General features: G+C 47.8%; 6 protein-coding genes. All 6 read right to left on the minus strand.

Features of this window, described 5'->3' with window-relative positions:
- Positions 1 to 95 precede the first annotated feature (95 nt).
- Entirely contained in the window at positions 96 to 4,562 is a 4,467-nt protein-coding gene (locus BM159_RS03265; protein ID WP_093912834.1) for an ESPR-type extended signal peptide-containing protein, read from the minus strand.
- A gap of 90 nt (positions 4,563 to 4,652) precedes the next feature.
- On the minus strand, positions 4,653 to 5,912 hold the full coding sequence (locus BM159_RS03270) for a transposase (RefSeq protein WP_143089384.1): 1,260 nt from the start codon (positions 5,910 to 5,912) through the stop codon (positions 4,653 to 4,655).
- Positions 5,913 to 6,145: 233 nt separating this feature from the next.
- Positions 6,146 to 6,415 (minus strand): helix-turn-helix domain-containing protein, encoded by a 270-nt coding sequence (locus tag BM159_RS03275; RefSeq protein ID WP_093912836.1) that lies wholly within the window; start codon positions 6,413 to 6,415, stop codon positions 6,146 to 6,148.
- A gap of 260 nt (positions 6,416 to 6,675) precedes the next feature.
- On the minus strand, positions 6,676 to 7,275 hold the full coding sequence (locus BM159_RS03280) for a recombinase family protein (protein WP_093912837.1): 600 nt from the start codon (positions 7,273 to 7,275) through the stop codon (positions 6,676 to 6,678).
- Positions 7,276 to 7,703: 428 nt separating this feature from the next.
- Positions 7,704 to 8,576 (minus strand): hypothetical protein, encoded by an 873-nt coding sequence (locus BM159_RS03285; RefSeq protein WP_093912838.1) that lies wholly within the window; start codon positions 8,574 to 8,576, stop codon positions 7,704 to 7,706.
- Between the two features lie 95 nt (positions 8,577 to 8,671).
- The coding region (locus BM159_RS03290) for a YadA-like family protein (RefSeq protein ID WP_177205890.1) at positions 8,672 to 10,354 on the minus strand (1,683 nt) is incomplete at its 5' end.

The raw sequence follows: 10,354 nt of genomic DNA on the forward strand, positions 1-10,354 counted from the left end.
AATCGATACCTCCTGTTATCAAGTATCATCCACAACGCAAAATGCGCTTTGCCTGTATGTAACCGTCCTTATGCATGATCCTCATGCCGGTCTCGTTATTCCACCGGTTTTTCCGCTACTTTTATCTTTGCCTTTTTCTTTTCGGCTTTTTCCGGGGAAAGGTCCGATTTTTCGTCTACCCGTTCCTTGATCGTACGTACGCGCTGGATATGCGGCGTGCCGTCCTTATGCTTGGTGATCGTATCCACGCGGATGCGGTCCAGTTCCGGCGCGAATTCGGTCAGGGCCCTGTCGCTCAGGCGGGCGCCGTTCTGCATCAGACGGTACAGAACCGCCGCCATTTCGTAACGGGTCATGTTGCGGTTGCCCTTGAAGTAGCCGTCCGGGTAACCTTCCAGCACACCGTTGCCGGCCATGGTAGCTACGTAATCATAGGCCCAATGGTTTTCCTCCACATCCGGGAACAGCTGGATCTTGGACAGGTCAAGCTGGTTGCCTGCTACGGCGTCTGCCAGGAAGGAGTGCACATCTTCCTGGTTCTTGCGCAGCTCGATGATTTCCTTCGCGGAAGAAATGCGGTTCGCGGAAATGCGGTTCTTCTGGCCGAACTTCCAGCTTACGCCGACGTTGACCATGTTGTTGCCATTGCCGATGGTCCCGCCGATGCTGAACATGGTGTCTTCATTCGGACGGTAGAACGCGCCGATGGCTACAGCCTGCTCGCTCTTGTAGCTGCCGACGGAGGCTGCGAAATCCCATTTCTCATCCGGGTCGAAGTCCAGCGGATGCAGGCCTGCCAATGCAGCTGCCCCTGCGCCTACCTTCTCAATCTTGCTGTCCAGGCGGGTGATCTGGTCGCCTAAGCGGTTAATGGCATCGGCATTACCCTCACCGCCAGACTGGATGTTGGTAATGGTTGCTTTGTTGCCGTCCTGGTCCTCAATGGTTACACTGCCCACGCCGTTCTCGTCGTATTCTACCTTATACGTGTCGCCCGTCAGGCCGTTGTGGGTATCTTGTATTTCCCCGACTTTATTGTTGTTAGAATCGGTTACGGTGTAGGTCGCGGCTACAGTACCTTTCTTCTCCCGCTTCTCTTCAATCTTGTAGGTGGTATCGGTGTCCGTATCTTCAAACGTATATTTATCACCATTGGTGCCGGTCATAGTATACGTATTGACAACGCCTGAACCTTTCTCGCCGGCCTCTTCCGAAATCTTGTAGGTTGTATCGGTGTCCATGAATTCCGTTGAGGCTCCGGTAATGTCGTTCGTGATGGTCAGTTTGGAAACCTGCCCTTCTTCCAGACCGTCTGTGGTGACTTTCGTCGTATAGGTGGTATCCTGGATGTTGTTAATGGTCGTAGTGTTGCCATCCTGGTCTGTGATGGTCACGCTGCCCTTGCCGTTTTCATATTTTACATCGTTCTCGTCGTTCTTCAGACCATTGTGGGTATCCGTATCAAAGAAATCCGTACTATCCCCCGTAATATCGTTTGTAATAGTCAGCTTGGAAACCTGACCCTCTTCCAGACCTTCGTTGGTGACTTCTGTTGTATAGGTAGTGTCTGTCGCGTTGACGATATAATTTGTTATATCGCCATCTTTTTCGGTCTTAACAGTAATATTACTTCCTTGTTTGACAGCTACGTTTGTAGCCGGTTTAACTTTCAGGTCGTAGATAATCACACCGGTTTTGTCTGCATTGTCTTCGTTAGTCGCTGTAATCTCAACGCTTTCATCGGAAGATGTTACCTTGGTCTTCAGTCCGTTCACCGTATAGATGGTGTGGCCGTCCTGTTTATCCTTGCTTTCATCAACCGTCACATTGGTTCCGGCAGCTACTTCCGTTCTTGACAGTTCCCCAATCAGTTTTAACTGTGCCACATTGACGGCGTCGGTATCGGCAGTACCGGCTGCCACACCGGTAATCTGACGGGTTGCCGTTGCAGCGGTTCCGATTTCAGCATCCGTATCCTTAGCGGTACCGCCTACGGATACTGCCCCTAATGTGCTTACCCAGACAGGAGAGTCAGCGTCATCTCCAGCGTAATTGGTGCCTGTAGTCACGTCATAGCCTGCACCGGCACCGCCGTTTTCCTTATCCCTGTATGCATGGGATTCACTGCCCAGCGCAACGGATTTTTCCACCGTGGCGGACGCATCGTTTCCGATAACAAAGCTGCCGTCGGCGCCTTTGTCGATTGTACTGTTATTGCCCACCACATAAGAACTGTCAGCGTTTACAATATCAGGATCGCCTAATGCGCCGGAGTTTTTACCGGTCACGGTATGCCCTGTGCCAACAGCAATGGAGTTTTCTCCTTCTACAGTGTTGCCACTGCCAATCGCAAGTGCTCCGGAACCATCTTCACTGATGGTATTGGAATTACCCACAGCATAACCGTTTTCTCCGGCAACTGTATTATTTGCGCCGAACGCACCGGCATTGCTGTCTTCCGTACCGGTAATCTTATTATAAGAACCTACTGCATAACCGGACACGGTGTTCTCCTGGACTGCGGACAGCACGCCGTTATCATCTTTAGCCACGGCGCCCACTTCATTGCCCGCCCCAATACCAAGGGAACTTAAACCGGAAATCGCGTTATCTTTGCCGAGTGCGGTGCTCTGGGTGCCTACCGTCTGATTCATATAGCCGACTGCGGTGCTGTAATCACCGCCAGCCTGGTTTGCGCCCATTGCTGTATAGATACGATCTCCTTCCGTGTTTATACTATCCTTGTCTGCACTCGAACCATCGTCGTTCTCTTCGCCAGGAGTATAGTTCTCTGACCAGCCTGCACCGATAGCAGTACTGAATTTACCCGTTGCCTGGTTGGAATCGCCCACCGCCACCGCATGCCAGCCTTCCGCATTAGTGCCTGCGCCAACAGCAGTAGTATATTCATTAATCGCCTTTGCACGGTTACCGATGGCAACTGCAGAGTCGCCGAACTCAGCACCTTGAGTAACATATTCCAGCCCGTCGTCATCAGTAACTTTTACGGTAGGAAGAACCTCATAGCCGGTAACATTCCCATAATCATCAATATTTTCTTTATAAATCTTACCCGCACTGCCTGCAATCGCCTTATTGCCGATAGCGATGGAGTTCCAGGCATTAGCGTGGGCATTATTGCCGTAAGCGGTCGCATTACGCATTATCGCCTTGGTATTACGGCCCACTGCTGTGCCATCCAGCGCTGCGGCCCTTGCATTTTGACCCACAGCAATCGCATTCATGGCAATACGCCGCTGTTCAATACCCGCTGCAGCACCGTCATAGTCTATTTTTGCGCCATCACCGATAGCAATTGCGCTTGAAGTGTCTGCATGGGCATTTATGCCGATAGCTGTAGCATGATAACCATACGTTTGTGTATTATCATAATTTCCTACGCCGATAGCAATACTTTCATCACCGAAGGCTTTTGCCTGGGAACCGACCGCCAGTGATTTATACCCTGTTGACTCACTAGTATTACCAATAGCCGTACTGGCAACACCACTTGCTGAAGAACTATCACCTATAGCTATAGAAGATACGCCTTCGGCTTTACTCAAAGCACCAACAGCAACACTACGCCAGCCTCCTGCCGTACTGGTATCACCTACAGCGACACTATTACTGCTGGTAGTTGTTGCATTATATCCAATAGCAACATTATTATAGTTTCCATGACTGATTCCTATATCGTCCCACGTAAGATCATAAAGGGGATTACCGTTATCATCTACATGTTCATAATCAACATTAAGGTATCCATTTGCATTCCTTTTAAAATAGTTTTCACTTATTATCGTATATCCCCATTCTTGTATAGTTTGGCCGTTATTATCAGTTTTGTTGTTCCATCCACCTCTAATAAATTTACCATCATCTCTCCTATAAAGCTCACCATCACCACCAGAAATATAATTCGCGTCAACTTTGTAGTATGTTTTCCCTTCAAACTCAACTGACTCAGGATTTCCACTTGACGGTTTTTCTTCAGTATACCCCGTTACAGAATCAGGTTCTACAATCACATAATTGGCAGCGCCCCCGGCATTTGCATTATTTCCCACAGCAACATTATTTTGTACACTTGAATTTTCAGTATATAAGCTATATGGCTGACTTTCTATCCAATGGCTTGTACCATCACTATCAATAAAAACCGTACTGAATCTTTTGTGCTCAATCAGCCCCCCGTTAGTATTATAATCCTTGATTGGTGATATACCATAACCGCTTGGAGTTGCAACAGGTACACCACTATAATAAGTATAATTGTTTCCCTCATAATCGGTATTATTAAATTGCATATAATAATAATTACTAAGGTAGTAATAAGGATTGCTCCAAGAACCTTCACGACTTAACTGGTAATAATCACCACCGTTATACGCTTCCGCACCTCCCATGGGCAGCATTAAACCTGCTACGACCGCGCCAGCCACCAGCATGCGTCCGATCCGCTTGCCTGAGCAGCCTTTGCTGTGGCTTTTTGCCAGTTCCGAAACGGCCACATAGCAGTTGCGAACCTTGCTCCAGATCACTTTGTAAACATGATTCATAAATTTATCCTCCTTTTAACTGAATTAAAAAATAGTTTTATGATAATCCAAATAAGAAAAACTGCTCACAGCAACTTTTTCCAATGTATCTTAAACCGGTTCTGTATCTCCGGTGTCATAAACTGCAAGATTCCTTGCTGCATTGTAATCGGCACTGATATACCCATTACTTTTATTCTTATCTGTCGTTCCATAACCGCAGTTTTTACAGAGGAACATCCGCTTCCTGTTCTCAACAGCCTGTTCTGTTCCACAGTGGCTGCAGCGTGTCCGCAGGTTCGGAACGTTGCATTCCGTTACCCGGATGCCCTTTTCTTCTGCTTTCCGGCAGATTTTATCCTTCAAGTCATATAAAGACCAGTGTGACAGCAGGATTTCTTTATTTCCCTTGGACGTACTGTTGCCAGAATCCAGATGAATCTCACCGCAACGGTTCTTTACCGCAATGTCGACAACCCACTTCGCATACCGGTTGTTTACCAGGTCTCGATAGTTTTTTTCCACTTCGTACAGATGGCGCAACGGTTTCAGAGCGTCCTCCCTGCCCTGTCCCTTTCGTCCGGACCATGCATACTGTTCCTGTATTTTCTTCCTTCGGGCCATGAACTTATCCTGATGGGAAAGCACTTCTTCTCCCGATATCGCGCCCCGTTTCAGCAACGTATTGAATCCGTATGCCAGCACGTCAAACATGCCGAAAGCGACTCCCATAACAAGTCCCGGTTCAAAATTTTCCCCGATATCCGCAGGTTCTGTAACATATGGTATACACAAATACCAGTCTTTTTTAGCGCGGAACAACGTGGCCACACCGCGCCGGACTTTACCTGCTGCAACCTTCTGCAGGGCGGACTTTGCGGATTTATCCCGCCAGTTATCTGCCAGCACAAGACAGATACGGCCGGGCAGTTTCTGTGTTTTTGCTCCCTGCCGGGATATAAGCTGTATTTCTGCGCAATAATTGCCATCGCCATCCTGCAGGATCCGGTAGCCCGCAACCGGGATGGGGATACTGCTGTCCTTACGAAAGCTGGGCAACGATGTTTCCGACCGGAGCACTTTCGCCGCGCTGCGTTTGAACAACTTACGCGCCCTTGTTTCCGCGGCGCATATGATACCGGAAGGAACCTCCGGATATTCTTCTGCCAGAACGGGATAACAATACAAATCCCCCCGGGGATTCAGAAGTTCTGTCTCCAGCTTTAACGCATGCAACAGATGATGGGTCATACAAAAGTTAGACATGCGGCAGACCTTCATGGAAAGTCCCCCTAACAGATAACCCATCTCCTCCCATGAAATCTTCTCATCACGGGGCCGGAGGATTTTCAGAGTTATGCTTCGTTGCATAATTGACTCCAAATTACCTTATTTCAGCCTTCCGGCTGTCAGGACTTACGGTTCTGCCTGAGCTTTTAGCGAGCGGACGGGATATGATTTCTCACGCCCTTCTCCCCTTTGGGAAAGCAAACGAACCCAAAGGCAACAAGGCCTTTTCTATGAAATGGATTGATAGTTAACTATACATCCGGTTTCATACGACATAATGGACATCTTTATGATAATCAGTTAATTTCCTGTTCTCATTTACTGCTATGTGCAAGCAGATATTTCATGTCTGCGTCGCAGACTTGCAGCATTGTTTCACAGTCAACCTGTAACGCATCTGCAATGACTTGCAACAGGCTCATGTGTAATTCTTTCTGATACGTTCCTGCTTCAATTCTCTGCAGGACTGCCTGGTCGATATTTACCGCGTCTGCCAGTTCTTCAGGCGCTAACCCGTTTAAAATCCGATAATACGCTATTCTGGCACCAATGTACCGGAAAACAATATCTGTCCCGTATTTCATCAACAGTCTCCAAATTGTGTTTTTTCCTGATTTCGGTCAGGTTTGATGTTCAGATAAGTACACTTTTGTGAACGCAATCAAATTACGTAGATTATCGGTATTTAAGTAATATTAAACACAGGATTTATAACATATAATATAAATTATTCAGATAAAAACCCAATAATATAATAACTGTTATCAAATGAATCGTCAAGTGCTTAATGTGTATAAAAGTGTACTTTTACGGACGTCAGCTTTTCCACATTAAAATATTATTATTATTTTGAATGGATCACATAATACAACCAGGAACGGCTTACGTTCAGTTTTTGCGCGGCTTGTCGGTACGATATCGTTCCACTGCGGACCTGGGCCATTATTTCCTGAAAATTATCAGGCAGCGCTTTTTTCGGTCGTCCCAGTTTCACGCCTTTTGCTTTTGCTGCGGCAATTCCTTCCGCCTGCCGCTTACGGATATTAACCCGCTCCGTTTCAGCTACATAGCTCAAAATCTGCAACACGATATCGGCTAAAAACCGACCGGTCAGGTTATCACGTGATTCCCGTGTATTTAATAAGGGCATATCAAGCACCGTAATATCCGCTTTTTTGATATGTGTTATATAGTTCCACTGTTCCAGTATTTCTGTATAGTTTCTTCCAAGCCGGTCTAAAGACGTTACGACAATACAGTCGTTTGGTTTCACAAGTCGCAGAAGTTTTTTATATTGCGGACGCTCAAAGTCTTTGCCGCTTTGCTTATCTGTAAACAGACAGTTCATCTGTATTCCGTACCGAAGCAGGGCGATCTGCTGTCTGTCAGTATGCTGATCTCTGCTGGAAACCCGTATATAGCCGTACATTTTCCCCCCTGCCATCTCGCTCCTCCCCATCTTCCCTGCAGGCGTCTATGTACAACAGCTATAAACATTTGGCCTGTAATTATTTTACATGAAATTTTCATTCTTGCAAATATTAATAACTATCTTTTGGTTGTCCTGATATAAAAAAAAGCATCCAAACAACAGATTTTAATCCTATTATTCGGGTGTTTTTATACCAATTCCATATAAAAGCAAAACTATATTTCCGAGATTGAGTAGCATCTTTTCCATGATTATATCAGGAATATTATAAAAATGCAATTATTTTTATTATATACTTATACAACTATACAATTTAATTTATAATTTTGTATTTTTTAAAGAAACAGGGCCGGCGTGTAAACGTCGGCCCCCTTACTGTCTTAGAATTCTGTTTTCAATTAATGTTTAATTTCTTCAGTCCGTACTGCCTTCTGTTCAATTCAGTTTGCGCCCGCAATCGGCGGCTGCGGCCAGTTCTCAATACTTTCGAAGCAGTCTACGGAAACATATTTCTTTCCGTTTTCTTCCTGCACCGTCCCGAAGAAGGTTCCCCGCTGGCCTAACGGGCAGTACGTATTGTTCATCTTCAGCGTTACCGGGGTCATGTTCTTATCCCAGAACTTCATCCAGTCCCCCCTGATCGTGGCGATGTTGCGGCCCATCAGAGCTACCTTCGTCCCCACTTCCAGATTCCCGGCGGCAAAGGCCTTCCCTTCAATCGACTGATAGGACGCCAGATCCGCGTAGCTCAATCCCTTCGGATTGTTCTGCAGGAAACGTTTGTTGTCACTGACGATGGGATCATGGAAGTAAGCCGGATCACGGTCGTTAACGACCTTTTTATCGCCTTCTCCTTCCAGGTCTATGGGGCGCGGTTTGTTCTGGGCCGCGAAGTATTCCCTGTAGGGGTTCACGTCACGCCAGATGACCTTTTCCACCTTCAGGAAGTCCCCTTTCTCGTCCGTCTGCATCACCCCGATGGCGGTAAACGGCGTACGGAACAGCAGACGGCGGCTGTACCTTCCGAAATCCGCGCGAAGCCTCGTCCCGTTCCCTGACTGCATCTCATACATATTGCCTTCCACAAAGTACCGGATCGGTCCCTGCACCGCAATCGGTTTTTCCGTATACAGCTGCGGGGATGCCACAGCCTCTTCAATCGTTACCAGCGGATAGTCCTTCACCACCACCGGTTTGTCATCGCCCCGGCGCAACGCTTCTTTCGAATATTCGCCCACTTCGTACGCAAACGCCTGCGACGCAAGTAACGCGCAGCCCAGCGCTGCCACGGCAACTATCTTCTTTACCAACATAATCGATACCTCCTGTTATCAAGTATCATCCATAACGCAATACGCGCTTTGCCTGTATGTAACCGTCCTCATGCATGGTCCTCATGCCGGTCTTGTTATTCCATCGGTTTTTCCGCTACTTTGATTTTTGCTTTCTTCGTCTCTTTTTTCGAGGACGGATCCGCTTTTTCCTCTACCCGTTCCTTGATTGTGCGTACGCGCTGGATATGCGGCGTGCCGTCTTTATGCTTGGTGATCGTATCCACGCGGATGCGGTCCAGTTCCGGCGCGAACTCGGTCAGGGCCCTGTCGCTCAGGCGGGCGCCGTTCTGCATCAGCCGGTACAGCACTGCTGCCATTTCGTAACGGGTCATGTTCCGGTTGCCCTTGAAGTAGCCGTCCGGATAGCCTTCCAGCACGCCGTTGCCGGCCATGGTGGCTACGTAGTCATACGTCCAGTGGTTTTCCTCCACGTCCGGGAACAGCTGGATCTTGGACAGGTCAAGCTGGTTGCCTGCTACGGCGTCTGCCAGGAAAGAGTGTACGTCTTCCTGGTTCTTGCGCAGCTCGATGATTTCTTTCGCGGAAGAAATGCGGTTGGCGGAAATGCGGTTCTTCTGGCCGAACTTCCAGCTTACGCCCACATTGACCATGTTGTTGCCGTTGCCGATGGTCCCGCCGATGCTGAACATGGTGTCTTCATTCGGACGGTAGAACGCGCCGATGGCAACTGCCTGTTCACTCTTGTAACTGCCGACGGCAGCTGAGAAGTCCCACTTCTCATCCGGATCGAAGTCCAGCGGGTGCAGGCCTGCCAGTGCCGCAGCGCCGGCGCCGACCTTCTCGATCTTGCTGTCCATACGGCTTATCTGGTCTCCCAGGCGGTTGATTGTGGCGGCATCTCCGCCCGACTGGATATTGGTAATAGTTGCTTCGTTGCCATCCTGGTCTTTAATGGTTACACTGCCTTTGCCGTTCTTGTCGTATTTGACCTCATACGTATCACCCGTCAATCCGTTGTGAGTGTCTTGAATTTCTCCGACTTTATTGTCATTAGAATCGGTAACGGTGTAAGTAGCGGCAACAGTACCTTTCTTATCCCGTTTCTCTTTAATCTTGTAGGTGGTATCTGTGTCTGTGTCTTTAAACGTATATTTGTCGCCATTGGTTCCGGTCATCGTATACGTATTGACAACACCTGATCCTTTCTCGCCGGCCTCTGTCTTAATATCATACGTCGTGTCCGTATCCGTATCCACGAACTCTGTAGTATCCCCCGTGACATCATTTGTAATGGTCAGCTTGGAAATTTGACCGTCTTTAAGATCTTTGTCGGTTACGTCATAACTGTAGGTGGTATTTGTATCAGTGAACTTTGCCACTTCCGTCGTTCCGTCAGGCTTGTTCTCTGTAACGGTTATCTGCTGAACAACAGACGCATCGTCTTTCTTGGCATTCTCCGTCGTATCGGTATAACTGTACGTCGTATCTGTATCTGTCGCATTAATGACTGCAGCACCAGTATCCTCATCCTTCGTGATGGTGATGTTGTCGCCCGCATTGATAATCATGGAACCTGCGTTTCCGCCCTTGTTGTCTGTAATCTTGAAGGTCGTGCTTCCTTTTTCACCCGCTTCCACAGACTGTTCAGCCGTATACGTGGTATTTACAATGTTATTGATGGTAGTGGTGTTACCGTCCTGATCGGTGATGGTTACACTACCTTCGCCATTTTCATTGTAAACCACCGTATTCTCATCGTTCTTCAGACCGTTGTGCGTATCCGTGTCGGTTCCAAG

It is taken from the genome of Succiniclasticum ruminis DSM 9236 (assembly GCF_900112895.1).
Taxonomy (GTDB): Bacteria; Bacillota; Negativicutes; order Acidaminococcales; family Acidaminococcaceae; genus Succiniclasticum; species Succiniclasticum ruminis.

Bases quoted from the DNA above. Each gene is read 5' to 3' on its own strand.
- BM159_RS03265 (WP_093912834.1), bottom strand. From the start codon at position 4,562: ATGAATCATGTTTACAAAGTGATCTGGAGCAAGGTTCGCAACTGCTAT.
- BM159_RS03270 (WP_143089384.1), bottom strand. From the start codon at position 5,912: ATGCAACGAAGCATAACTCTGAAAATCCTCCGGCCCCGTGATGAGAAG.
- BM159_RS03275 (WP_093912836.1), bottom strand. From the start codon at position 6,415: ATGAAATACGGGACAGATATTGTTTTCCGGTACATTGGTGCCAGAATA.
- BM159_RS03280 (WP_093912837.1), bottom strand. From the start codon at position 7,275: ATGGCAGGGGGGAAAATGTACGGCTATATACGGGTTTCCAGCAGAGAT.
- BM159_RS03285 (WP_093912838.1), bottom strand. From the start codon at position 8,576: ATGTTGGTAAAGAAGATAGTTGCCGTGGCAGCGCTGGGCTGCGCGTTA.